Raw genomic sequence first — 25,604 nt, forward strand, 5'->3', positions numbered from 1 at the left:
CTCCGTACACAGTGATGAATTAGCTGAGCGCTCCGCCACCGATGCCCAGATCCGGCCCCTCGTGCCGGACCGCAATCGAAACAGCAAGCGACACGGCATGCTCAAGCGCTTCAAGCGACATCGACGGCGGAGGCGGAGCCCCAATCTCGACTGCACGCGAGGGAACCACCGGAAGGTGCACCATACCGACGCGCGGTGACACCTCATGAGAGAGATGTCTTGCGAGATAGAACGTCTGGTTGCACAAGTAGGTACCGGCGGTGTTCGAGACGTAACCGGGAATACCCGCGCGGCGCCAACCATCCATGATCGCCTTGACCGGCAGCGTGCTCAGATAGGCGGCGGGCGCCTCCGGCTCTACCGTTTGATCGATTGGGCTGTGCCCGTAGACATCAGGAATCGGGAAATCACGAACATTGATCGCGACACGTTCCAATGCTGGTGCCGTGCGTCCGGGTGCTACCCCGGTCACGACGATGACATCCGGGCGCGAGTGTGCGATGGCCTCGGCCAGAACACCGCGCACCGTCTCGGTGTCCACCGGCAACACCCAGCCGACAACCTCACACCCCTCGATCCGCTGCCCGTCGACCCGACGCGCGATCGCCCCACTGGGGTTATCGGTTTCCTCGCCGTACGGCCCGAATCCCGTGACCAGGACCCGACTCATGACACAGCAGCCAGCGAGCACCGCGCCTGGAACGCAGCAAACTCCGCGACGAACTGCTCAGTCCGCTCGAGCATCACCGATGACTGGGTCAGACCCGGCGCGATGAACAGCTGCGTGTTCGGCGCCTGCTTGTGCCAGATGAACGCATCGTCGACCGGGTGGATCGAATCGTCGAGGTCGCCGCGGCACACCAGGGTAGGCACGCCAACATCAGCGAGATGGGGCCGCAGTGTGAAGTAGTCCTGGAACTCGGTGGTACTACGAGTCTTGGCGTAGAAGTCAATCGCGTCCCGCCAGTCGTCGCCGTGCAGGGTCTGCCATTCCTGGGCCTGCGCGCTACCGGAATCCACTGCAGAGAACACCGTATTGAGCGACGCGTTTCCTGCGCTGCTCAACCCGACGATCGGCGCGTCGACCGTCAGAGTGCGGACCCGAGAAGCGTTGTCGAGCACAAGCCGGCCCGCGATCCGCGAGCCGAGCGACACCCCCGCCACGTGGACCCGGTCGAGTTCGAGCTCATCCAACAGCCGCCAGAGGTCCTCCACCCACACCTGCGGGCGTGTCAGCGGAGCCACCCGCTGACTTCGCCCGAGCCCCCGAAGGTCCGGCACAATCACCCGGTACTCGCGGGCAAGCTGGGGAACAAGATCACCGAACCACTGCCCGGACGCCGCCGCGCCGTGCACCAACAACAGCGGCTCCCCCCGCCCGTGATCCTCGTAGTAGATCTCGACACCGTCAACCGCCAATGTGGCCATCAGTGCACTCCCTTTCGCTCCGACTCGGATTGTCGAGAAGTCAGGATCGAGGCAGCTGCAACGCCCGGCAACCGTCGCGTTCCACAGGACGGCAAGCTCAGGCACCGACACGCAAGTTCCCTGAGCCATGTTCCGGGGGACGGACCGCGGAGATTCTCACCTCTGGTCGGGCGCGTCAGGGTGAGCGTTCACCAGACACCACGACGCGAGGAGCAAGGCATGGAGAAAGAATCCGGCGATATGGTCGAGACAGTAGAGCCGCTGCGATCGGTTGAGTCGTTGGCGAGCGAACTATTGCGGGCGGAGGCAGAGCACACGGCGCGCGCACCGCTCACCGACACATACCCAGACTTGGACATCGACTTGGCCTATCGCATCCAGGACGAGGCGCTGAGTCAACGAATCGAACGCGGCGAGAACATCGTGGGCATCAAACTCGGACTGACCTCGCCGGCCAAACAACTGCAAATGGGAGTGTCCGCACCACTGACCGCCTGGCTCACCGACGCGATGACGCTGCCCACCCGCACCCCACTCCCCCAGGAAAAGCTGATTCATCCCCGCGTCGAGCCCGAGATCACCTTCGTCATGGGCCGGCGACTAGCCGGGCCAGGTGTCACAGCCGCAACGGCGCTGGCTGCGGTCGACCGGGTGTACGCAAGCCTCGAAGTCATCGACAGCCGCTACCTCGATTTTCGGTTCACGCTGCCAGACGTAATCGCAGATAATGCGTCCTCCGCCTACTACCTGACCGGACCGGTCGGGGCGGATCCAGCCGTTCTTAACCTTCCTCTTGAGGCTTGTCTCCTCGAGGTCGATGGACGCCTCGCTGCTACCGGAGTCGGAGCAGACGTGCAGGGACACCCCGGCGAGGCATTGGCCATGGCCGCGAACTCGCTGGCTGAGCGCGGTCACGCGATCGAGGCTGGATGGATCGTGATGACCGGTGGCCTGACCGACGCAATCGCTGCACCCCGCGGAACGACCATCAGCGCCCAGTTCACTCATCTCGGCTCGATCGCCGTGACTAGCTGAGCGCCCGCGAGGCTACGGAAGGGCTGCCTGCCACCACCCACACCATGAATGGGTAGTCCCTCGGGAGTTTTCCCGATGTGACGGCGCCCACGGTCCGGATAACGTCAAGGAGCAGGTCGAACACCGAACACACTGCGCGCGTCGACCAGGTGACCACACCACCTCACCGAGACTGTCAGCCCGGTTAAGCCCCTGGTGAGTGCACGGCCGACACGCGCACGGTGGACGGTACTCCGGCGAACGTCTCGACGCGGTCGGCGACCTCGACCTGAGTGCGACCGACGCGTCGCATCTTCGTAACAGCCCTGCCCACCGACCCCGCGGTCGGCCTGGCGATCGAGAGGCAACCATGACCGTTTCCAGTACCGCCGCGTCCAGCCAACCCACCGGCACCGCCCTTGGTGGCACGAGCATCCAGTTGATCACCGGCCGAGATCCCGACCGCGATTCACTCACCTCCGTGGCCAAGGCGCTGGCACTGCTCAGCGCGTTCACCCCACACCATCCGACGATGGGCGTTTCCGAAATCGCCCGCCGGACGCGTATGCCAAAGTCGACGGCGCACCGACTGCTCGCCGTCCTCGTCGACTGGGAAATGGTCACCAAGCGCGGCACTGAATACTCGCCGGGCGCCCGGCTGAACGAGTTGGCCGCGCTCACTGCACAACCCGATACCCAAGAGTTGCGCAGGGTCGCGCTGCCCCATCTCTTGGATCTATACGAAATGACCCACGAAACCGTGAACCTCTGCATCCTCGCTGGGGGGGACGCCCTGTACGTGGACAAGATTCACGGCCACAACAGCGTCAACTCGCCGGCTTGCGTCGGCGCCCGGCTGCCGGCCGCCAACACCGCGGCCGGCAAGGCATTACTCGCGTTCAGCGGCAACGACGTCCTCGCGCGAGTATCAGAAAACCTACGGCCAGCCACGTCGTCGAGTATCGCCACGCCCCGCCAGCTCGCTCGCGAAGTCGCCGTCATCCAGCGCTCGGGCATCGCCTACGACCGGCAGGAAACCAAGCCGGGCCTGACCTGCATCGCGGCACCCGTGCGGAGCTGGTCGGGGGCGGTGATCGCCGCGGTCTCGATCTCAGGTCCGGTTCATCGCTTCCGGCCGGCAAACGCGGTGCCCGCCATCCGCACGGTCGCCGCCGGCGTCGCCAAACTCGCTCAGGAGGCGAGCTGGCAGCGACACACCTCCGGCTAATCGCTCACTTCCCGAGCCGAGCGGAGCAGCCACACCCCGACAACGCTGTTGCTCCCCCATCCCCATCAACCGCCGGACAGCCCACTAGCGCAGCCACGCGCACCATTCAACCGTGGCACTGCCACGCCAGTAGTGAGGATAACGATGACCCGTCTGACCTTCGAGCTACCCGATCACGAGCAAGTAGCAGTGACGGTTCATACCCTGCTCAACGCCGGATATGCCGGTCGCAGCCGAGCCGACGTCGCCGCACACATCGCCGAGCTCGCCGAGCTCGGAGTGGGGGCACCGACCAGGATCCCCTGCATCTATCCGATCGCTCCATACCTGGCCATGCAGATCGACGAGGTGCCCGTCCAACACGAATGCACCTCCGGCGAGGCCGAGTGGGCATTGGTAGTCGCCGGAACCGATCCGAGTGAGCTGCTGCTAACCGCCGCCTGCGACCACACCGACCGACGACTCGAACAGCACGGTGTCGCATGGAGTAAGCAGGCCGCACCGGACGTGCTGGCGCGCCAGGCCTGGCGGCTGACCGATGTCGCAGACCGCATCGACGAACTCACCCTTACTGGAAGCGTGCAGACCGAGGCCGGACCTCAAGTAATCCAGCACGGCACACTCGCCGAACTACTGACCCCCATGTACTGGGCAGAGGAACTGAGTGCCCGCAAACTGCTGAACCCGGGCACCATACTCATGTCCGGAACCATCCCCATGCGCACCGAAGTTGACCAATTCAGCACCGGATGGAACGTCGAACTGAGCGACCCCCTTACAAGCCAGTCGATCTCGCTGTCCTACACGGTGCGCCAGACTCCGCCGCCTGTTGACTGATACCCCAATCTCCTCGCCTGATTTGCCGACGATTCCATTCCCCGCAGGAGCTGCTATGCACGATCCTTCCGACCCTTGGTCTCCGCTACGACTCAAGTCCGGTGCAACGCTGAGAAATCGGTTCGTTCTCGCACCCATGACAACCGACTCCTCACATCCCGACGGTTCAGCCACCGCAGCCGAACTGAGTTACCTCGCTCGCCGAGGCTCCGCCGAGTTCGGCGCAGCCATCACCTCCTGCGCCTACGTGCACCCAGACGGCCGGTCCTGGCAGGGAATCGGCGCGACCGATGAGGCCCACTTGCGCAGCCTGCAGACGGTCGCCAAAGCCGTGCGCGGCGACGGTGGTCTCGGCGTGCTGCAGATCTACGACGGCGGCCGCATCGCACTGCCAGATCTAGTCGGGCCAGGCGGTATCCGCGGCCCCTCTCCCATCCCGTCGGCCCGCCCCAACGCGCAAACCCCGCGTGAACTCACCGACCGAGAGATTCATGATCTCATCGCCTCATTCGGACGGGCAGCCTCCCTCGGCGTGCGGGCAGGCTTCGACGGTATCGAGATCCACGGCGCAAACCATTACCTGATCCACCAGTTCTTCTCTCCACGCGCCAACCAGCGCACCGACCGGTGGGGCGGTAGCGTCACCGAACGTATGCGCTTTCCGCTCGCGGTCGCGCAGGCCGTGCGCGACGCCGTGGGGCCGGAGATCTCCGTCGGCTTTCGGATCACACCGTTCGAGTCCGAGGCCGGCGGTTACACCCTCGACGATTCCGCTCGCCTGGCCGATCGCCTGGCGAGCGAGGGAGTCGACTACGTACACATCTCGATGGACAACTTCCGCCGAAACTCCCCTCAGCCGGAGGACCGAGACTGGACCAAGATCCGGGAACGCGTGGAGTCGCGCAATCCGATCGAGGCTATCGCCGCCGCGGTCGCCGGGCGCAGCGCGGTCGTCGCAAGTGGCGGCATCCGCACACTCCACGATGCCCACGCCGCCCTGGGCGCGGGCGCGGACCTGGTGGCGGTTGGCCGTGCGGCCCTCATCGACCCCGAGTGGATCGACAAACTCATGGCCGGTGCGCACACCCAGGTCCGGACTCAGCTGCCAGAGAACGCAGCCGATATCGAGACCACGCTGACCATCCCGCCACGGATGGTGCGCTATCTATTGAGCCGACCTGGATGGATTCCGCGCGAGGGATAGGACGCTAAGCCGTGACGGACACAAGCGTACGAATCGGGCTCTGCCAGCTGACCTCCACCTCCGACCCCGGACACAACCTGTCGCTCATACGCAGCTGGGTGGAGCGCGCCGTCGACGCCGGGGCACGGGTCGTGGTCTTCCCGGAAGCCACCATGGCCCATTTCGGCGTCCCGCTCACAGCGGTCGCCGAATCGATTTACGGCCCATGGGCATCCGCGGTCGAACAGATCGCCGCCGACCACGGTGTCCTGATCGCTGCAGGTATGTTCACCCAGAGGGGGACCGAGTGCGCAACACCGTGTTACTCACTGGGCTGGGTCACCATCTCGGCTATCACAAGATCCACCTCTACGGCGCATTCGGGTATCGCGAATCCGACACCGTCGCGCCAGGAACGGACTGCGTCACCGTGACGGTCGACAATCTCGTACTCGGTGTCGCAACGTGCTACGACGTGCGGTTCCCGGCGCTGTTCCAGCGACTCGCCGACGCCGGAGCGAGTGCGGTGCTGCTCCCAACGTCGTGGGGTGCCAGCGAAGGCAAGGCAGAGCAGTGGGAGGTGCTCGTGCGCGCACGCGCACTGGACTCCGGGTCGTGGGTGCTCGGATGCGATCAGGCTGATCCGAAGGTCACAGGTACACAGGTAAATCCGGACGCGCCGACCGGTATTGGCCGGTCCTTGGTTGCCGACCCACTCGGCGCCGTCACCCACCGAATGGGCACCGGGCCGGACCTGCTCATCGCCGAGGTCGACGCAGCCACAGCGATCCGCTCGCGCGAACGGACGGGAGTGCTGGCCAACCGAGCGCCCGCGACACTTTGAGATCTGGGACATCGAAGGTGTCGGAGCGAGGCTTGAAAGACCACTGAAATTGTGAGTTGAAAAGATTACCCTACCGACACCCTCTCCCTAGCTCGATTCGACAAAAATTCGGATCCGGGTTGCTACACGGTTCCATAGCACACCCGTCGCGGCTGCGAATCGCGTTGCGCGTTTATAGTCGAAGCGGACTCGATCGTCGACACCGCCGTGCGAGTTGCGCCGAGCGGCTCGCGGTGATCTCCGGTCCCCGCGGGGCCCTTGCAGCAGTATCGATCAGCTCCGCTGCGCTGCAATCAAAACCGCGACCTGGGTCCGCGAGTTCACGCCCAGTTTGGTGAAGATGTGCTCAATGTGAGTCTCAACCGTACGTGGCGCGACGACCAATGCCTGCGCGATCTGTTTGTTAGTCATACCCTCCGCCAGCATGTCTGCGACCTGCGCCTCGCGGGGGGTGAGGCTGCTGATGAGCGCGTCGTCGGGCGAGGATTCGTCCTTGGCCGGCGGCGCCTCTCCCAGCGCATACGCGATCGCCTGCTCGGTACCAAGCAGGCGGCCCTCAGCAAAGGCGGATTCGAATGCGTTCCCGCCCAGTCGTGTTCGAATCTCACGGGAGGTCGTCTCGCTCCAGCCCCTTAGTTCGAATCCACCGGGGTAGTCCCCCAGCGGCTCCCACACCCGTCGGACCGCGCCCATCAATCGTGCCGACCGCTCCGCCTCGCCCTCCGCAGCCGCGACCCAGGACAGGATCTCCATCACCACCGCGATACCGAGCGCATCGTGGAAGGGACGCTTGACGGCCAGTGCCTCCCTCAAATGCTCGCCGGCCCGTTCGAGGTCGCCGCGCATCCACAGCGCCAAACCAAGGAATGTGAGGATCCACGATAGCAACCAGCGTTCGCCATGCTCGGTGCATATGCGGCGACACCGTTCGAGCACCTCAAGCGCCCGTTCGGGTTGTTGCCGAAGGCAGAACGCCCAACCGACATGTTCGAGGGCGAGGACTTGGAGCATGCTGGGACCGCCCAGCTCCTCCATTGCCGACCCCTCTTCGATCAATGCCATCCCGAGTGTCGTGTTCCCGAGATTGTGTTCGGCGACCCCACGAAGGTGTGTGGCGTGTGCCAGGTTCACGGAATCACCCAGCTCTCGCGCGAGATTCTCGCTGCCACGCAGCAGATCTAAGGCGACAACAGCCTTGCCCTCGGCCACCGCGAGGTAACCGTTTCCCCACAACGCGGCCGCACGCTCGGAACTGGAGACGCTGTCTGACGCCAGCGATCGATCTAACCAGTACCGTCCTTCACGCTGCTGTCCACACCCCAGCCAGTACCAGAACAGTTTCGATGCCATGCCAAGTGCGTCTCGTCCGCGCTCGGGATCCGAAAGCAGCGAATCGAGGACGGCACGCAGGTTGGCGTGCTCCCCCCGCATCCGGTCGACCATCTGTTCCTGCCCCGGACCGAACCAGTTCTCGTCGAACTCCCGCGCAAGCCGCTGGTAGTAAGACCGATATCGCTCCTCGATCGTGGCCTCGGCCGGATTTCCGCGCAACTTGCGAAGTCCGTACTCACGCACCGTCTCGAGCATGCGATAGGTCGGCCTGCCCCCGGTGACACGCTTCACGAGAATCGACTTGTCCACCAGCGCCGCGATGCAATCCACGACCTCGTCCTGCGATAGGGCGTCGCCGCTGCAGACGGACTCCGCCGCGTGCAAATGAACGGTTCCGGTGAAGACCGACAACCGCTCCCACAAGACGCGTTCCCGATTCGAACAGAGTTCGTAACTCCAGTCCAGGGTCGCCCACAGGGACTGCTGGCGCGGCGCTGCGGACCGGTCGCCGACGCTCAGCAATCGATAGTGGTCGTCGAGGCGATCGAGTAACTCGCTGGGTGACAATGCGCGCATTCGCCCGGCCGCGAGCTCGATCGCCAGCGGCAACCCGTCGAGTCGACGACACAGTTCCTCTACCGTCTCGGCGTTGTCCGGGGTGATCCGGAATCCGGGGGCAGCGGCCGCGGCCCGCTCGGCGAACAGTGTCACGGCCTCGGATCGTGCACCTTCGTGTGCCGGATCCATCGTCGTACGACGTACTGAAAGCGGCGCGACCTCGAAGACATGCTCACCGGCGATTCGCAACGGCTCACGGCTGGTCACCAGAATGCGCAGGTCAGCCGAGGCGGACAGCAAGTTACGGACCAGGACCGCGCTCTCGTCCAGCAGGTGCTCACAGTTGTCGAGCACCAGCAAGAGTTCACGTCCCCGCAGATAATCGATCAACGTTGCCACCACGTCGGTCTGATGGGTGGGCGCGCCCACCACCTGCGCCACTGTCAACGCGACCAGGGCAGGATCGGCAACCTCGGCGAGTTCGACCAACATCGCACCGTCGGAGAACCTGCGACGGGCCCTGCGCGCCACGTCGATCGCGAGCCGTGTCTTGCCCACCCCGCCGGTCCCGGTCAGTGTCACCAGCCGCGAGTTCGCCAACAGCCGGCGCACCTCCGCCGATTCCGAGTTGCGCCCTACCAGGCTGGTCATGTCCACCGGAAGGCCGCCCGCCGCGCTCGGGAGTGGCGGGTCATCAGCCATCACAGCACCTCGGTCCTTCGTGGGTCTTCGGCTTTCAACGATAGTCATCGGCATCCAAGCGGCATCCGGGAATCGCGGTCGTTCAGTGGCGTTCCAACGGTCGGACCGCCCCTGTTGGAACCTCGTCGTGAGGGTCGTACCTTACCGAGAAATCGCATGACACACCACGAGGAGATGTCACGTGTTCGATCATCTGACAGAGCCGAAATCCGGTCCGCGTATCCAGACATCACCCGCAACCGTGGAACTGTTCCGAACTGTCGATCAAGAGCTACGGCAGGGAATTGTTTCACCCGAAGTATTCAGCGATCCCGAACTCTACGCCCTCGAGCTGGACCGCATTTTCGCTCGCTGCTGGTGTTTCGTCGCGCACGAATCCGAAATCCCCATGCCGGGCGACTACGTACTTCGGTACATCGGACAAGATCAATTCATCGTCGTGCGCGACGAAGACTGTCAGGTTCGGGTCCTGTTCAACAACTGCACCCACCGTGGGAGCCCGGTCTGCAGGGTCGAGAAGGGAAACAGTTCACATTTCCGCTGCCCGTACCATTCGTGGCTCTTCAAAAACAACGGTGAGTGGAGCGGCGCGCCGCACCGTAAGAAGGCCTACAAGAAGCTCGATTCCGCAAAGTGGGGCCTGGCGTCGGCACCACACGTGGACTCGGTACATGGCCTGATTTTCGCGTCGTTGGATCCCGAAGCGCCGACGCTCGACGAGTACCTCGGCGGCATGCGATGGTACTTGGACGCGCTTCTCGGCCTCAACGAGCAGGGCATGCGAGCAATCGGAGAGCCGCACCGCTGGCGGGTTCCCGCAAACTGGAAGTCCGGCGCCGAGAACTTCATGGCCGACGCCTACCACGTTCCCTCCCTTCATCGATCCGCGGAAGAAGTTGGCATGTTCCCCGGCATCGAGGCGGGCGGGGCGGGACCGCAGGCGTCTTCCCGCCATGTGTATTTCGACGAGGGCCACGGCATGATCATCAATGACGGATTCCTGCCACCACCGTGGCACCGCTCAGGATTCCCACCCGAGGTGGCCGACACGTTCCAGCTCGATCGACTCAGCCCTGATCAGCGCCAGTTCGTCGAGAATCACTCCGCAACAACATTCCTCATCTTCCCGAACCTCGGACTGGTCCGGGTGCCTGCATCCCCGCACCCTGACGCCCCGCCTACGGTCTTCACCTACCTGCGCCAGTGGCAGCCCCACGGTCCCAGCACCATCGTGAACTGGAACTGGACGCTGGGTTGGAACAGCGCATCGGAGCAATTCAACGAGGACGCCTACGTTGCGGCGTTGAGCATGCATGGCCCAGCGGGCATCCTCGAACAGGACGACACCGTCGTCTGGGGTGGCGCACCCGTCGCAGGACGATCCTCCTTTGCACGAAAGAGCGGCATGCGCTTTAACTTTCAGCTCGGCTTGGACGGCATGAGCGACTACGCCGAGGACCCCGAGTGGCGATTCCCCGGCCGGGCCACGACCACGGCCCTCGGGGAGGCCCCGCAGCGCGCCTTCTACCGCCGGTGGCTGCGCGAGGTGTCCACACCGGACAGCGTCGGCCGAACGGAGACAGAGCAGTGACCGTCTCCAGCACCTCAACCACCACCACCCCGCGCGACATCGCCGCCGAATGCACACAATTCCTCTTCCGCGAGGCCGAATATCTCGACCACAGAGAGTTCCACCGCTGGCTCGAATGCCTGTCCGAAGAACTGGTCTACGTGATGCCGGTTCGCGTCACCCGCGGCGCAGAGGCACGAAATCTCGAATTCTCACCAGTCGGCTTCCACATGAAGGACAACTATGCATCGATGAAGATGCGGGTTTCCCGGCTGTATACCGAACACGCCTACGCAGAAGACCCACCATCGCGCACCCAACGACTGGTGACCAACGTCCGCGTCGATCCGCTCCACGCCGACGACAAGTACAACGTACGGAGCAACTTCATGTGCTACCGAGCCCAGGGCGACGGCACCGACTCCGACCTGATCGTCGGCGAGAGGTTCGACGTCCTACACGACACCCCCGACGGCTGGAGGCTGGCGGCCCGAACCGTGCACCTGGCGCACACCACGCTTGTCACCGCGAACCTCGGGGTGTTCCTGTGACCTCGCTGCAGCTCCGCAACGAGTTCGCCGACGTGACCGTGCGGGTGGTCGCGACCGGCAACGGCGAGCGGCTCGAGATCACCTCGCCCCGGAGGGGCACCACCATCCGGCTCGATCCAGTCGAGTTGGAAGCCCTCACCTGGCAGACCACCGATGTGTTCACTCGAATGCTCGAGGGCTCGACCGGCCCAACATCGTTGTGATTACTTACTGCACTGCCCGACGAGTCGGGCGACACCGTCGTGGAGAGGATCGACATGAGTGAAGGTTGGTTGACCGGAAAGGTTGTACTGATCACCGGTGGTGGCACCGGGATTGGCCGCGCCGTGGTGGAGCGCTTCGTCAAGGAAGGCGCGCAAGTCGGTGTCCTCGACAGGTCGGAGGAAGCCGTCGCGGAACTGCGCGCGCTGCCCGGCAAGAACGTTTCCGCGACCCACGGCGACGTCCGAAATCTCGACGACCACAAGCGTGCAGTCGCCGACACCGTCCAGCGCTTCGGCCGACTCGATGTGCTCGTCACGGTGGCGGGCATCTTCGACTACTTCGTATCGCTCGAAAGCCTCGACGATGATCGAATCGACGCCGCCTTCGCCGAGATGTTCGACGTCAACGTGAAAGGCTCGCTCTTGGCCGTAAAGGCGGCCCTGCCCGAACTGTCCAAGTCACGGGGCAACGTGGTGCTCACGATCTCGAATGCAGGATTCCTCCCTGGTGGGGGCGGACCGCTGTACACCGGTTCCAAGTTCGCTGTCCGCGGCCTGCTATCTCAGCTCTCCTTCGAACTCGCCCCGCACATCCGGGTGAACGCTGTCGCACCAGGCGGGACTGTCACGCCACTGCGCGGTGTGGAGGCGATGGACTCTGGTGATCAGCGCCTGGTTGACATGCCTGACCTGCCCGGCTTGATTCGCCAAACCAATCCGCTGCAGGTGGCGTCCGAACCCGCCGACCACGCGTGGGCGTACGTCTACCTGGCTTCCAAGGAACGGACGAAGTCGGTGACAGGTTGCGTCATCCACTCTGATGGTGGACTACAAAGCCGCGGGTTGGTTCCGCTGGGCGGCGAGCTGATCTCGTAGCCTTTCCACCCCGCAACTGAATCCAAGAACCGCGCAGCGCACCCGCGCTCCACCTGTTTCGGGTGCCGCACCCGAAGACCACACCAGTACAGAGATATTGAGCGAGAAGAGGAGTTGGCGTGACCACACCATCTGACAACCCGCGGGCGACGCCGCGCGTCCGAATAGCGGTGTTCTCCGGTCCGACTGCCACAATCGGCAACAGCCCTGACTTGGTCACATCGAACAAGGCACGCAGGCGGCATGGGCTGGACCCGCTGACCACTCTGGACGGCGCGACGCCCCGCTTCGATCTCCTCCGTCCACAGCGCCTCGCCGCGCCGGTGACGGTGTACGTGGAGGCCTACACCGCTCATCCGCTCGAGGCCGACGCCCGCGAGCTCTACGCCCTCCCGGACGGATGGCTAAATGCACGCGGCGAGTTCCAGTCCGTCGAGCCCGACGACGGCGGTACCCCCGTGTACGAGGTGGAGTTGCGGCCGGACGACGGGCTCTATCCGCTGCCCTACATGGCGCGTCAAGCTGACGGATCCGCGTGGGATGCAACGACTACTTTCCCATTCGCCCCTCCGGCGCACAGCCGCCAAACCTTCTATCCCGACGCCAGACGCGTCTACGAGGAGATTGAGCGCTTCGGCCTCGAAGACCACGGGCACCCGATCAACTTAAGTACGCGGGCGGAGTTCGATTTCTTCCGCCCCGCACCCAGCGGCGGGTATCGCAATAGCTACGACGACGATGGTCCGGAGTCATTCGGCGAGGACTACTTCCCGTACTACCCCTATCACCTACAGCGCGAACCGGATCTGGCCACACTGGCGCGAGCAACCAATCTGGTCCAGCAAGTACTCGCCAGTGGCGACTACATCGGGGCCCAGTGGCTGGAGGGCAGTCCGACCACAGAGGAAACCCTGTACTGGCTCGCCTTGCTCGTTGACACCACGGTGCCGATCGTCGGGCACACCGCCCAGCGGCGCCACCAGTCCGCCAGCGCCGACGGCGCCCGCAACATCATCGACGGCGTAAAGTTCCTCGTCTCGTCCGCCGCGGTCGACGAGTCGGGGCGCAACCGGCTCGGTGCCGTCCTGATAGTCGACGAGCTGGTCTACTCGGCACGCGAGGTAACTAAGGTCGATGCCCGCCCTGGCGGATATGAAGCAACCGGGGGCCACGGCGGCATCGTCGCCGATATGGGCGGATACGGACCGCCGCGGGTCACCTACACACCGACGTACCTGCATACCCACTCCTCCGATGTCCGGTTGAGCCACCTGCCGACCACTGTCAGCGGAGTGACCGGCGAACCGGGCGAGATCCGCCTGGTCGAGATCACTGTGAAGGACGCCGACGGCTACCTGGTCCCCGACGCGATGCCGGTCGTCTCGATCACCAAGTACGGCCGATACGGACGAATGTCGACCGGCCCCGACGAGGCTCCGGACACCGGTCGCGAAGTTGAGGTTCTCGGCCGAATCGCAGCCAATCTCGTCGACGCTCCGCTTGCCGGCTTCGTATGCGAGGGCATGTCGCCGTTCGGAATGTCCAGTCCTGCTACGAACTCGGCGCTGGCCACCGCGGTGTTCTCGGGTATGCCGGTAGTCCGGGTGGGGCGCGGCAACACCGGCGGCATGGCCTACCGCACCGACCCAATCTTCATCTCCGGTAGCAATCTGACCTCGACCAAGGCTCGGATGCTGCTGATGGCGGCGCTCCTGAAGCTTGGCACACTGCCGGTCGCAGAAGACCCGACCAACCCAACCCCGGCCGAACGGACCGCCACCGAGCAAGCAGTTGCCACGTATCAACACATCTTCGATACACACTGACGATGGATCTGCGCCAGCTCCACTATTTCATCGCAGTCGCCGAGGAAGGCACCTTCACCCGTGCGGCGCACCGCGTGCATGTCGCTCAGTCCGGCGTCAGTGCGCAGATCAAGGCACTGGAAAAGGAACTCGGACAGCAACTCTTCGAGCGCCTGCCACGCGTAGCGAAACTCACCGCAGCCGGCGAGTCGCTACTGCCGCACGCACACGCGGCATTGGATGCGCTCGCAGCCGGACGCGCATCGATCGACGCGCTGACCGGACTGCTGCGCGGACACGTCGCGATCGGCAGCATTCCTTCCATCTATCCGCGCAGCATCGACCTGCCCGAGACCCTTGCCTCGTTCCACCGCAAACACCCCGGCGTCGACATCTCCCTGACCGAGGACACAGCCGCCACACTTCTACGACGCACGGGTGACGGCACGCTCGACGTCGCGTTCACCAGCCTCACCGCCGACAACGTGACAGGCGTGCGCACCCGAGAGCTACACCGCGAACCGGTCGTGCTGGCCTTCCCGCCCTCCGATCCTCTCGCCGACAACACCGAGCTACCTCTCAGCGCCTTGGGTGAACGGCCGTTGATCACTCTTCCAAAGGGTTCGGGGCTACGTTGGGAGTTCGACCGCGCCCTTGCCCGCGACGGCGTCCGCGCCCACATCGCGTTCGAGGCCGGCAACCCGGACACCCTCATCATGATGGTCGAGAAGGGCCTCGGCGTGGCACTCGTACCGGAATCCGCTCTCACCCTGAATAATCGAGTAGTCGCAGTGCAAGTACCCGAGCTTCCACCCGGTCGCCTAGGAATTGTCTGGCGCGACGGCGCCGCCACGAGCCCGGCGGCACGAGCGTTCATCGACCACACCGCGGCGCGAGCGATGAAACGGCAAGCTTCGGAGTGATCAGACACCTATGACGATCAACCTTCTCGCGCCCCGGATAGCTCATGTCGCGCCGCCTTGATGCCCCGCCAGCGCCTTGCCTGCGGCGCATCGATATCGAACTGGTCAAGGATCCGGACCACGACGTGGTCGACGATGTCAGAGATCATCTCGGGGCGGTTGTAGAACGCCGGCATCGGTGGCACGATCCGAGCACCCATGCGGCTCAGCGCGAGCATGTTCTCGAGGTGAATCTCGTTGAGCGGCGTTTCGCGGGGCACCACGACCAGACGTCGACGCTCCTTGAGCACTACATCGGCGGCGCGGCAGATGAGGTTGTCGGCGTACCCGTGGCGGATGCCCGCCAGCGTTCGCATGCTGCACGGCACGACGATCATCCCGGCCGTTCGGAACGATCCGGACGAGATCGCCGCACCCTGCTCCCCTACCTTGTAGGTCACATCCCCAAGCTCCGCGACCTCACGCACAGAGTAAGTCGTCTCCATCTCGATGTTGGACTGTGCCCACGTGCTCATCACGAGATGAGTCTCGATCTCCGGCATGTCGCGCAACGTCTCCAACAGACGCACAGCGAACGGTGCACCGCTGGCTCCCGTGATCGCGACGATAATGCGGGTCGCAGCGTTCGTCATCGGAGTTCATCTCGCTTTCTCAGCAGTGCCTGCAACCGGCTGAACATCAAAGCACTTCGCGGCCAGTTCTCGCGTACGGCAAGGTCAGGTGTCACGTGAAAACTCAATGGTTGCATTGCTATTCCTATGTCGTCGCGCTTATGCTCGACAGGTACAAATACACATCCCAAGACTTCGCCGGCGCTCACCGAGGCCACCATCTCAAGCTTAAGGTGATGGCAGACGAAACCGTCCACCGCAATTAGGGCGGCCGTCGAGGATCGTTGCAAATTCATCCGGGTTCGACTGCTCGCGACGACGGCCAACAGAGTGGCGCTATCCGCACCCGGTTCGAGCTCCGCCCGCGACAGCAGCGCGCTGTGCGGGTATCCGACCGCGTCGACGGAGAGGAACGGAAAGGCCTGCTCGTGCGCACCCGCATAAGGAAATCCGCTCAGCAGCGCGACAATCTCACCGGGAATCGTCATCATCTGATTCCACCTTTCCGTCCTCTCGACTCAGCTGACATTGGTACTCGGTACGTACCGACCCGCCTACAGCGGCAATGTTTCCTTCCACCGTTCGCGGATCTCGGCCCGGTAGGGCTCGTCGAACCGATTCGCACTCGGGTACGAGTCCTTCCACGCGAATGGTTTACAGGCATCGATCAGTACAATTCCCATCGACATATCCCCGGCCTCGCGCTTGGCGGGGGACAACCGTGGGTCGATCGCGGTTGTCGGCGTGCGCAGGATGTGGATCGACTCGGACGGATCCACCCGGGTGAACATCGCCCACAGAACGTGGTTGATGTCGGTGATATCGATGTCCTCGTCGACGACAACGAAGTAGCGCTCCATGCCACCGGTCCGCTTGCGCCCCGCCGCCGCGAGCAAGGCGTGCATAGCGTCGCCCGCACCGGTCTGCTCGATGGAGATGACCATCATGAGCTGCCGGGCGTACGCCCACACACCGCGAATGTTTTGCACGCCCGATGCCTCGAGATGGTCCCAAGTGACGGAGGCGGAGTAGAGCGGAACTGCCTGGTCGCCGGCCGGGACGGTCGGAATCATCGGCGGCGCTCCGAGAATGATCGGCGAGTCGCGATGCATGATCCGATTCACCCGAACGACGGTCTCATGACCTGCATGAGTGAAGTAGCCTGTCCACTCGCCGAACGGGCCTTCGAGTACCGACTCCTCCTCCACCGGTGGCATCTCGCCTTGAATCACGATCTCGGCGTGGGCGGGGATCGGCAGGTCACTGCCGGGGGCATAGAGGATCTCGACGCCCTTTCCACGCAAGCCCCCGGCAACGTCGAACTCGGACACCCCAGCGGGGGCAGCTATTGCGGCAACCGTGGACAGAATCGGATCCGAACCGACGACCACCGCGATCGGACATGCCTGGCCGCGCGCCCAGTACTTCTTCGCGATCGCGAGTGCGTGCCGGTTACCCAGCATCCACAATGACAACCGGTCCTTGCCTTGCACGCATCCGCGGTAGGTGCCGACGTTAACCCACCCGGTGTCGGGATCGCGGGTGATGACCATGCAGGCGGTGCCGATATAGCGACCACCATCTCCCTCATGCCAACGCGGGGTCGGGAACGCCGTCAGATCGACGTCGTCTCCCTCCATAACGTTCTGGAGGACCGTTCCAGTTGATACCTCTACCGGCGGAATCGGTTCGATCCGCTTACTGAGGTCTTTCCAGGCCCGGATGATATCCATCTTCGAGGTGTCGGCGGGCAGTCCGAGTGCCACCGCACAGCGTTGCGCGGTTCCCATGAAGTTCGCGAAGACCCGGTACCCCGGCGGGTAGCCCGGGATGTTGTCGAATAGAAGCGCGGGGCCCTCTTTCTCAGCAAGAAGTTCGGTGATGCAGCCAATCTCGAGGTCCCAGTCTGCACCTTCGATGACACGTACCTCGTCATCTCCCAGCCTCTCTCTCAAATTGTCGATGTAGTGCCGCAGATCGTAAAAGTCAGTCATAGCGCGTTCGAGAGCCCGCCGAAGTACGGCCGTAGCTCTATCCCCTTTCATCCATGAGCGTTTCAGCGTCGAGCCGAACTTTGAGTGGCGACGCTTCGTCGTGTGCTGTTCGACGAAATCAACTGTGCAACCGATGCTTCCATATGTCCAATAGCTGACTCAGCTAACTCCCATGCGAATTTCGTATGGCACACAGACATGCTCGGCCCGCGGGCAGTCGCTCAGCGCGCGGCGATCAGGTTGACTGCCTTCTCGCCAATCGGGATCGTGGGAGCATTGGCGTTCGCGCTGGTGACGTCGGGCACGATCGCTCCATCGGCACCGCCCAACCCCGCACACCTGCGCCTGAGTAGATTCGGATAAACACCGGTCGCGAGTACGGTTCCGCACGCAACCGAGGGCCATGACCATGCCCCCCCGGTGACGGAAGACGAGACCCAAACCGAGCCAAATCGCGCTATACACGACACCCGCACTCGACCGCCTGCCGAGCGTCCGCAGCGTCGGACGCAAGGACCGGTTCGGACATCGACGGCCTGGCACGGGGAAGAAAATCATCAGCGGTGCATACTCTTTGCGCGTCTTCCCGTGCCCCGGTCAAAGCGAATGCTCGTTGCTGGCTTGAAGATCCTGTGAACATCTTCGATCCAGGAGAACGCCCAAGCGAACAGGTATTGGCACCGAATTGCGCTTTGCAACCAGCGTTCCAGAACCCGGAACGAAGCACGCAACCGGGGCCCGTGTCGAGTTAGCGTCCTCGTACGGCGGCTACCGAGTTCCGGTCCGCCGGCGGGCCAACTCGGTATGGGCGTCGTTCAGCGTCAGGAAGCGCCCACCGGCGGCGGCGCGGATCACCATGCCACGATCAACCTCGGCGACGAACCGCTCGAGCGCGGCCGTCGGCCAGTCACGAACCGGACCGGTCGGCCACAATACTAGTCTCTCCATCGCCCCATCCTTTGAATAAATTGGTACACAGTAGTATCCGATCCCACACTCGTCTGGCGCCGTGACCACTCACACGCTATGTAGAGGGGAGCGGCACCGTCCATGACGCCGTTCAGCCATACGAAACAACTTCCGCTTCACACCCGGGCGCTTATGTGCTCCTACTCCATCGACCAAAGAGGCGAACATGCGCAACTACCACTCGATCTTCGTTAACGGACAGTGGGTTCCTTCCACAGGAGACGCCACAATCGAGATCGTCTCGCCGCACGACGAGACAGTCATCGCAACAGTTCCGAACGGAACTCCAGACGATATCGACGCGGCCGTCGCCGCGGCCCGACTCGCATTCGACACAGGCCCCTGGCCACAGATGGCACTTGTCGAACGCCTCAGGTACCTGACCCGACTCGCCGACCTCTACGCGGCACGACTGGACGAATTCGCCGAGATAATTACTGCGGAGATGGGCGCGCCGATCACCCTGTCGCGAACTCGTCAGGCAGCCGGCGGACTCTACTGCTTGCGCTCAACCATCGCGCTCGCCGCTGAGTACAACTGGGAGGAAACTCGCTCCACTGCCGAAAGCGGACCTGCGATCGTCCGCAAACTTCCGGTCGGCGTCGTCGGCGCAATCGTCCCATTCAACTTCCCACAAATGCTGGTTATGGCGAAACTTGCACCAGCACTCATCGCGGGCTGCACCGTGATAGTCAAGCCAGCTCCGGAATGCCCACTGGATGCGCTGCTCCTGGCCGAGCTCGTCGAACAAGTCGGCCTGCCCGCAGGGGTGGTAAACGTCGTACCCGCGGACAAGGCCGCATCCAAACACCTGGTAGCGCACCCGCAGGTGGACAAGATCGCATTTACAGGCTCGACGCCCGTCGGGCGGCAGATCGCCGCCGTGTGTGGACGTGATATGCGGCGCTGTACCGTCGAACTGGGCGGCAAGTCAGCGGCGATCATTCTCGAGGACGCGGATCCCGCGGCCACCGCGTCCTCAATGGAGTTCGCTTCCTTCGCCAACAGCGGGCAGGGGTGCGTGAGCCAGACCCGCATTCTCGTTCCCCGCGCACGCAAGAATGCCTACATCGAAGCCCTCGCCGACATGGTCCAGTCGCTGCGGGTCGGCGACCCGTCCAACCCCGCCGTCGATGTCGGACCGATGGTGACCCGCGCCCAGCAGCAACGTGTGACCAGCTACATCAAACTCGGTGCCGAAGAGGGCGCAACCACCCTCGTCGGCGGGCCCGGGATGCCGGAGGGATTGACACACGGGTGGTACGTCCGCCCGACGCTCTTCGTCGATGTCGACAACGGAATGAGGATCGCGCAAGAAGAGATCTTCGGCCCGGTAGTGTGCGTGATTGAGTACGAGGACATCGACGACGCGGTAAGAATCGCACAGGACTCCCCTTACGGCCTGGGTGGCTCGGTTTGGACGAACGACCGTACCTCCGGCATGGCTGTCGCCAACCGTATTCGGACCGGAATGTTCGGAGTAAACACATTCACCCTCGACTTCGGCAGCCCGTTTGGCGGGTTCAAGGCCAGTGGGATCGGACGCGAGTTCGGACCGGAAGGCCTCGACGACTACACCGAGACACAGACCCTCTACGTCGATCCCGCCCTCATGTGACCTGTACCGGGCTCGATCACAATCATATGATTGGGCCCGGTCCGCGAGCACGGGTATCGACCTGGTCGTCGCCCGCGAGTGCCCCGAATACACATAGCCGGCCTGACACGCGCCCACCCACAACCGCACTACCAGCTTCTGGCGACCGCCAAGGGCTGGACACTGCGGCGTTGGAACGACCAACTACGCCGCATCTCGTCTGCTGTCACCCGTCGACGACGACTCCATCTGCCTCACAACAATACAAACCAGAACCACCGCTCCCTCGCCGAATGTCCACCACGCCTAGGCGCCAAGGCTGATCGGCCCCGCACACACCCGAGATTCTGGAGAACAAACATGCTGGACCGAATCTGCCGCCTTCTACTATCGAGGTTTGGACTCTCCTTCGAGAGCTACGTGTTTCTCGACGAGGCGGCCGGCACAGAGATGGACGACACGCCGCCAGCACCGGCCATCACCTAACCCCAGAATGACTGACATACCGGCGAGCCTCATGTACAAGTCGAATGCAGCACCGACTACAGAGCACGAAGACCGTTCGCACCGTCGACCACCCGCCCAAATGCGCCCAGAGTCGATTGGCCGGCGGGGGGCAGATTGGTTTCGGGATTGGCGCAGGGTACGCGGGGGTGTCCGTCCCGAGCTTTGCCGGTGGCGGCTGCCACGTCGGTCAGCTTGCCGTGAGGGCCCCGAAGCCGTGGACGCCGACCCACGCCATGGTTCTTGCGGACGTTGTGACAGGCGGCGAGTAGCAGCCATTCCCTGCGGGCCTGGTCGAGTTCGCGGAGCAGTAAGTGTTTGGCGTTCTGCAGGGTGCGCAACTGACCGAGGACCGGTTCGACGATTGCCTTCCGGCGGGCGTAGGCCGCCCGGCCCTTCTGGCAGCCAGCTTGCGGTTCATGCGCTGCTTGCCGTTGGCGGGCTTGGGGATCCGCCCGCGCGAGGACACTGGTGGTGGGTCGTCACCGGTGCCGACGCCCGGTCGCGACATAGAACTCGGTGCCGTGTTCGTCGGCGAACACGGCGGCCTGGTCGAGGTTGACGGCCGAGCAGTAGCCGGCGTCGGCGAGGACCTGGTCCGGGACCTGCCTGGTGTTCGCCGCGGTCTATTCGGTCATCGGCATCAGCTTGCCGGCATCGGCGGCGTTGGTGTACACGTCGGCGGCCACGATACCCTGATGTTTCTCGTCGACCACGGCCTGCGCGTTGTAACACTGGTGGAAGGCCCCGTCGCCGGTCAGCATGATCTTCGAGTCCAGGTCGGTGAAATTGCTTTGCGCCTTCGGTTTCGGTGGCGTCTTACGGGCGGCGCCCGCCCCCGCGCCCGGAGCGGTGTCATCGTCGACGCCGCGGTCTGTGGCCCGCCGTTCGGCCCGCTCCCGCGTCGCCTGCCGGGCCTCGGCCTCGGCCTCGGCCTCGAGGGCGGGCTTCGCCTCCCGGATCTTTGCCAGCCGAGCCGCCCGGCGCCGCAATTCCTCGGGCAGCTCGTCGCCACTCCGGTTCTTGCCGAAGCGGCGTCTTCGGCCGTGTCGACCCGGTCGGTCTCGGCCAGCACCGCCGAGCCCTCGTCGGCGAGGACCTTCTCCTTCTCCGACATGCGGCGTAGCTCATCGCCTTGCGTTTGGCGGCGTTCGCCCGCACCTTCGTCCCGTCCAACGCAACCCGGACCAGCCGGGACCATGCCCGCGGCCTGACACAACGCCAACGCCTCCACGAACAGGTGCTCGAGCGCGGACAGGTGCCGCTTACGGAACCGGGCGATCGCCCGATAGTCCGGGGCCGCACCCGCGTCGAGCCACCGAAACGGCACGTCATCGACACATATGCCCTCGATCGCTCGAGACGGGCGCACTCCGGTGGTGTAGCCGTAGAGCAGGATGCGCGCCATCAGTCGCGGATCATAGGGTGGGGCGCCGCGGCCGTCGGTGTACGCGGCGCGGATCCGGGACAGGATCAGATGCTCGCCGACCAGCTCGGCGATGAAGCGCGCCAGATGCTTGGCGGGCAGCCAGTCGCCGATCGACGGCGGCCGCAATAAGCCCTGATCAGGGTCAAGCGCTCGGAATGTCTTGTCCACCGGCGGGCTTCGGCACCCCGGGAATCAGGTTCGACTGGCTGCACAGGGTCTACCTCGAACAACCCAGCATCATCGAGATCATCAGGAACGCCTCATCATCTCGCACACCCGACCATCACCCGAACACCCCGCTCGGTGTGTTACCGACCCACGCTTCTAGGCCGACCGATCTCGTTCTCAACATCACGCGGACTTTCGACTGCAGGGCTGGGGGAGGTCGATCCGCGGATCGGATTACGTATTCACGCGGAGACCGTTGACAAATTGTTCTGCTAGTTCAAACTGCCTGGCTGCATCGGTAATTGAACACGACTCTCCACCAAGTAGCCGGATCCTCACCTAAGTCCTCGAGTTGGCCCGCACGAAACCTTCACTCTGATCCAGAGTGTTCAATCTCGGCAGGCCAACTCGACGGTACGAGAGACTACAACTGGCACATCCCCCATCGATTCACCAGTGCGCACAAGCGAACACGCTACGACTCTGGGCCAATCACCACGAGCCGCCGCACAAATCTACGAAACATGCATCTCATCGAGATGATTACCCAAAGGTGAGCCAGCGGACACGAAAAGTGGCCGCCCCGCGAGAACCCCAAGAGCGACAGCAAAGACTGCCAGCAACACGAACGCTCCGAGGAGAACATTCCAGTTCCCGAACAGATCGTGTAGGAACCCAAAAAGCAACGGACCGACCGCTGCGACACCGTATCCGACAGTTTGGGCCATGCCAGCAAGCTCACTCGACACAAAGTGATTGGGAGCTCGGAGTCCGAACAAAGCGAACGCCACAGCGAAGCCGCCAGCGGCCCCAACACCGAGAACAAGGGCGAAGACCCCCGCTGCCAGCCCCGTGGATACAAGCATCCCCAAGGCGCCAACCACTTGAATCACGCCGAACGCAGCCGCGGCAGTGCTCTGACTCGGCTGCCGCGCAGCAAGAATGGGTGCCAAGAGGCTACTGCCAATGCCGACTATCGAGAATCCACCTAGGAAAGCGCCGCTTGCAGTCGGCGTCAGTCCCTTGGCAGTGAGCACCGGAACCAGCCACGCCACAACACAATAGAATATCAACGTCTGTGTGGAGAAGAATAGTGCAACCCACCATGCTGTCCGCGAACGCCACACCTCGGTCTGCGTCAAGATCTCGGCCGCAGGTTCATGCCGTTCACCGCCGACCAGCGACCACGTGATCGCAGCGAACGCGGCAAGCACACCAGTGGAGGCTATCGTCGCGCGCCAACCCCAACCGAGGTCGATCGCGAGCGGAAGGGCGAGGAACGACGCAACACCGGAGCCCCCAGCAGTCAAGGCGATGTATAGACTTGTCATCGGCCCGATCCGGGCCTGGAAATCCCGGCGGATAATTCCCGGTAGAAGCACGTTGGGCATCGTCAGCCCGATGGCGACAACTGCCGTTCCCAGATACATCAGCGGAATAGACGGGACCCATCGGATCACGCTGCCGCCCAGAACGAATGCGAATCCGACTGCCATCGCGACTTCCATACCGAGTTGGCGGGCGACACGAGACACCTGGGCCGACACGAGCATAAACACCACCAGAGGCAGCGTCGTGAGGACGCCAATGGCCGTCGAAGACAGCCCTGTCGAGGCGTGGACGGTCTCGGCGAGCGGACCGATCACTGTGATCGGTGGACGCACGGCGATCGAGGCCGAGATTACCGCCACCATCAGCAACGGTGCCCGCCACCGCAGCGTTACGACACGTCGTTGTCCGAGCTGGAGTTCCGTGGTCAGTTCAGAACTGCCAGAGATATTTTCGCCAAACACTTAACCTCACTAGAATTGAAGGGCATTCTCGCGCGAATCGACGATCAGCAGCTCTAGGTGACATGCTGCTCGGATTGCGCCTGGGTGCGTCGGGCGAACGACCCGAATGCTATGGGAACGCGATAGCACCTCGGAATTCAGCACCGACTCTCGCAGCGTCGATGTCGCCCAATCTCACATTTGGACAACGATGGACCTCGCTCGCGTGTTCGATGGAGTGCACCGAAGGTGCTCCGCCCAGGCGAGTCAATCGGGGGCGACGATCAATCCCACGTTCAACTGTGCGCTCGGCAGACGACCACAACGCTCGTAGACGACGCTTTCAATTTGGGTGCATTGCTGGTGTGCGCGATACGAGTGCCCCACCCTCCTACGCACTGATGCCGGTTCCTGACGATCGCCAGGCTCAGGGCGCGTCCGTCAGCAACAACTCTGCGCCGAGAGAATCGACAAGTCCAACATCTATCTCCGATGACAACTAGCAGGATTCGTAATGGCCCGGAAGAGACAGCTCCCCCTGTGCCAGCAAACCTCACCTGATCGCCAAGCTCGTCGCCACAGACGACGCCGAACGCGCTCGTGTCGCGGTTGCGATTTCTCGCGATGACTTCAAGACCCACAGTTTGGCCTACCGTCGAGCAATCCGGTCTATGTGTCATTCCACCGCAGGCAGAGACCTATTGTGATTCCGATGAGAGGGCCCTGGCGATACGCAGGGCTGTGGTGTGTACCGCGGGTCCCGCGCGCCGGATGTCGACCTTACCGATCCACCCCGACGCGGAAACTGCGGCCACTGGTGGGCCGTCGTCGACGCTGGTGGCACTCGCCACGCAGGCGACACCAGGGCGGATTCCTCTTGTTCGTAGGCGATTCCACTCGCCCCGATGCGCCTGATCTGTCGCAGGAGAGGTCCGGGCGTGGTGAGGGTCCTCGAACCCACGCGTGGCAGTCCCGCAGCGGTGACGGGCTATGCCCGCGACGGACTTTGGCCGAGGGCGGGCGCGAGCAACCAGCACCACACCCGCCGCGAGGAATCCGGCAGTGGTCACCGCGACCACGACTATCGCCGGCGCGGTCAGCGCACCGAGCCCGACAACCAACGCTCGACATGACTTCTCCCCCCGGCTCGCCGCCGCGGCCCGGTCGGTCCGGTACACGACTGACCCGCACGGCGGAGCCGGCTGGGCCGATACTGGGCGGGTGCAGCACTTCCTCGCCGACCACGAGTTCGCGGTGACTGCGGTGATGTCTGGCCTCATCGTCGCGCTCTCGCCGTCGCGGCGATCTGGTCGATCTTCCAATGACGCGTGACGTCCTCGACGAGGGATCGCGAACCCGCGGGTCGCCTGACTCCGCCCGACTAGGCGCTCTTGAAGAGAGAGTTCTTCGTCGAGGAAGCCGGCACGACCCCCAGCCGCTGTAGCTCAGCACCGGCACCGGTGACGTCACCGTCAGCTTGGTCGAGTATTTGCAGGCCTTTCTCAA

At 63.7% G+C, this 25,604-nt stretch carries 21 protein-coding genes and 2 pseudogenes; 13 read left to right on the plus strand and 10 right to left on the minus strand.

What is annotated here, in order from left to right:
• Positions 1 to 19 precede the first annotated feature (19 nt).
• On the minus strand, positions 20 to 670 hold the full coding sequence (locus RJ1_RS18515) for a pyroglutamyl-peptidase I (protein WP_073362338.1): 651 nt from the start codon (positions 668 to 670) through the stop codon (positions 20 to 22).
• On the minus strand, positions 667 to 1,428 hold the full coding sequence (locus RJ1_RS18520; protein WP_073362340.1) for an alpha/beta fold hydrolase: 762 nt from the start codon (positions 1,426 to 1,428) through the stop codon (positions 667 to 669). Before RJ1_RS18520 ends, RJ1_RS18515 begins: the two co-directional genes overlap by 4 nt.
• Positions 1,429 to 1,647: 219 nt before the next feature.
• Between RJ1_RS18520 and RJ1_RS18525 the strand changes: the two genes are divergently transcribed.
• The 5 genes and pseudogenes from RJ1_RS18525 to RJ1_RS18545 all read left to right on the plus strand — a co-directional run bounded on the left by RJ1_RS18525 (position 1,648) and on the right by RJ1_RS18545 (position 6,534).
• Positions 1,648 to 2,463, plus strand: a complete 816-nt coding sequence (locus RJ1_RS18525; RefSeq protein ID WP_143048770.1) for a 2-keto-4-pentenoate hydratase — start codon at positions 1,648 to 1,650, stop codon at positions 2,461 to 2,463.
• Between the two features lie 460 nt (positions 2,464 to 2,923).
• A complete protein-coding gene (locus tag RJ1_RS18530; RefSeq protein ID WP_240319545.1) occupies positions 2,924 to 3,670 on the plus strand; it encodes an IclR family transcriptional regulator in 747 nt (248 codons plus the stop codon).
• 144 nt (positions 3,671 to 3,814) lie between these two features.
• Positions 3,815 to 4,507: a DUF2848 domain-containing protein gene (locus RJ1_RS18535; RefSeq protein ID WP_073362344.1), complete on the plus strand. Its 693-nt coding sequence runs from the start codon at positions 3,815 to 3,817 to the stop codon at positions 4,505 to 4,507.
• A gap of 55 nt (positions 4,508 to 4,562) precedes the next feature.
• Complete coding sequence (locus RJ1_RS18540) at positions 4,563 to 5,711, plus strand: oxidoreductase (protein WP_073362347.1); 1,149 nt, start codon at positions 4,563 to 4,565, stop codon at positions 5,709 to 5,711.
• Positions 5,712 to 5,722: 11 nt separating this feature from the next.
• A pseudogene (locus RJ1_RS18545) lies at positions 5,723 to 6,534 on the plus strand (carbon-nitrogen hydrolase family protein).
• A gap of 273 nt (positions 6,535 to 6,807) precedes the next feature.
• Here the strand turns inward: RJ1_RS18545 and RJ1_RS18550 are convergent.
• A complete protein-coding gene (locus tag RJ1_RS18550) occupies positions 6,808 to 9,180 on the minus strand; it encodes a LuxR C-terminal-related transcriptional regulator (protein ID WP_369691054.1) in 2,373 nt (790 codons plus the stop codon).
• Positions 9,181 to 9,415: 235 nt separating this feature from the next.
• Positions 9,416 to 9,616 carry a hypothetical protein gene (locus RJ1_RS47805; RefSeq protein WP_240319595.1) on the minus strand — a complete coding sequence of 67 codons (201 nt, stop codon included), beginning with the start codon at positions 9,614 to 9,616 and terminating at the stop codon, positions 9,416 to 9,418.
• Here RJ1_RS47805 and RJ1_RS18555 point away from each other — a divergent pair.
• From RJ1_RS18555 to RJ1_RS18580, 6 genes are all read left to right on the plus strand, one after another.
• Complete coding sequence (locus RJ1_RS18555; RefSeq protein ID WP_240319587.1) at positions 9,542 to 10,717, plus strand: aromatic ring-hydroxylating oxygenase subunit alpha; 1,176 nt, start codon at positions 9,542 to 9,544, stop codon at positions 10,715 to 10,717. The two genes, RJ1_RS47805 and RJ1_RS18555, sit on opposite strands and share 75 nt — an antisense overlap.
• Positions 10,714 to 11,247, plus strand: a complete 534-nt coding sequence (locus tag RJ1_RS18560) for an aromatic-ring-hydroxylating dioxygenase subunit beta (RefSeq protein ID WP_073362353.1) — start codon at positions 10,714 to 10,716, stop codon at positions 11,245 to 11,247. The genes RJ1_RS18555 and RJ1_RS18560 overlap by 4 nt, the downstream gene beginning before the upstream one ends.
• Complete coding sequence (locus RJ1_RS18565) at positions 11,244 to 11,450, plus strand: hypothetical protein (RefSeq protein WP_009478581.1); 207 nt, start codon at positions 11,244 to 11,246, stop codon at positions 11,448 to 11,450. Before RJ1_RS18560 ends, RJ1_RS18565 begins: the two co-directional genes overlap by 4 nt.
• Before the next feature lie 54 nt (positions 11,451 to 11,504).
• Entirely contained in the window at positions 11,505 to 12,326 is an 822-nt protein-coding gene (hcaB, locus tag RJ1_RS18570) for a 3-(cis-5,6-dihydroxycyclohexa-1,3-dien-1-yl)propanoate dehydrogenase (protein WP_073362397.1), read from the plus strand.
• Positions 12,327 to 12,445: 119 nt separating this feature from the next.
• Positions 12,446 to 14,152 (plus strand): asparaginase domain-containing protein, encoded by a 1,707-nt coding sequence (locus tag RJ1_RS18575; protein WP_073362355.1) that lies wholly within the window; start codon positions 12,446 to 12,448, stop codon positions 14,150 to 14,152.
• Positions 14,153 to 14,154: 2 nt separating this feature from the next.
• Positions 14,155 to 15,054, plus strand: coding sequence for a LysR family transcriptional regulator (locus RJ1_RS18580; RefSeq protein ID WP_073362357.1), 900 nt, complete (start codon positions 14,155 to 14,157; stop codon positions 15,052 to 15,054).
• A 17-nt stretch (positions 15,055 to 15,071) separates the two neighbouring features.
• Here RJ1_RS18580 and RJ1_RS18585 read toward each other — a convergent pair whose 3' ends face one another.
• The 4 genes from RJ1_RS18585 to RJ1_RS45955 form a co-directional block, all read right to left on the minus strand.
• Positions 15,072 to 15,686: a non-oxidative hydroxyarylic acid decarboxylases subunit B gene (locus tag RJ1_RS18585; RefSeq protein ID WP_073362359.1), complete on the minus strand. Its 615-nt coding sequence runs from the start codon at positions 15,684 to 15,686 to the stop codon at positions 15,072 to 15,074.
• Positions 15,683 to 16,156 (minus strand): hypothetical protein, encoded by a 474-nt coding sequence (locus RJ1_RS18590; RefSeq protein WP_073362361.1) that lies wholly within the window; start codon positions 16,154 to 16,156, stop codon positions 15,683 to 15,685. Before RJ1_RS18590 ends, RJ1_RS18585 begins: the two co-directional genes overlap by 4 nt.
• A gap of 63 nt (positions 16,157 to 16,219) precedes the next feature.
• Positions 16,220 to 17,641, minus strand: coding sequence for a UbiD family decarboxylase (locus RJ1_RS18595; protein WP_073362399.1), 1,422 nt, complete (start codon positions 17,639 to 17,641; stop codon positions 16,220 to 16,222).
• Between the two features lie 786 nt (positions 17,642 to 18,427).
• On the minus strand, positions 18,428 to 18,607 hold the full coding sequence (locus RJ1_RS45955; RefSeq protein ID WP_143048769.1) for a hypothetical protein: 180 nt from the start codon (positions 18,605 to 18,607) through the stop codon (positions 18,428 to 18,430).
• A 187-nt stretch (positions 18,608 to 18,794) separates the two neighbouring features.
• Between RJ1_RS45955 and RJ1_RS18600 the strand changes: the two genes are divergently transcribed.
• Complete coding sequence (locus RJ1_RS18600; protein ID WP_073362363.1) at positions 18,795 to 20,246, plus strand: aldehyde dehydrogenase; 1,452 nt, start codon at positions 18,795 to 18,797, stop codon at positions 20,244 to 20,246.
• Positions 20,247 to 20,971: 725 nt separating this feature from the next.
• On the opposite strand, the pseudogene RJ1_RS45405 reads toward RJ1_RS18600, so the two are convergent.
• Positions 20,972 to 22,326, minus strand: a pseudogene (locus RJ1_RS45405) (transposase); the annotation flags it as partial.
• Between the two features lie 515 nt (positions 22,327 to 22,841).
• Positions 22,842 to 24,119: an MFS transporter gene (locus tag RJ1_RS18615; RefSeq protein WP_143048768.1), complete on the minus strand. Its 1,278-nt coding sequence runs from the start codon at positions 24,117 to 24,119 to the stop codon at positions 22,842 to 22,844.
• Between the two features lie 1,041 nt (positions 24,120 to 25,160).
• On the opposite strand from RJ1_RS18615, the gene RJ1_RS46780 reads away from it, so the two are divergent.
• Complete coding sequence (locus tag RJ1_RS46780) at positions 25,161 to 25,430, plus strand: hypothetical protein (protein ID WP_162850229.1); 270 nt, start codon at positions 25,161 to 25,163, stop codon at positions 25,428 to 25,430.
• Positions 25,431 to 25,604: the final 174 nt, after the last annotated feature.

This window comes from Rhodococcus jostii NBRC 16295 (genome assembly GCF_001894825.1).
GTDB classification, from domain to species: Bacteria; Actinomycetota; Actinomycetes; order Mycobacteriales; family Mycobacteriaceae; genus Rhodococcus_F; species Rhodococcus_F jostii.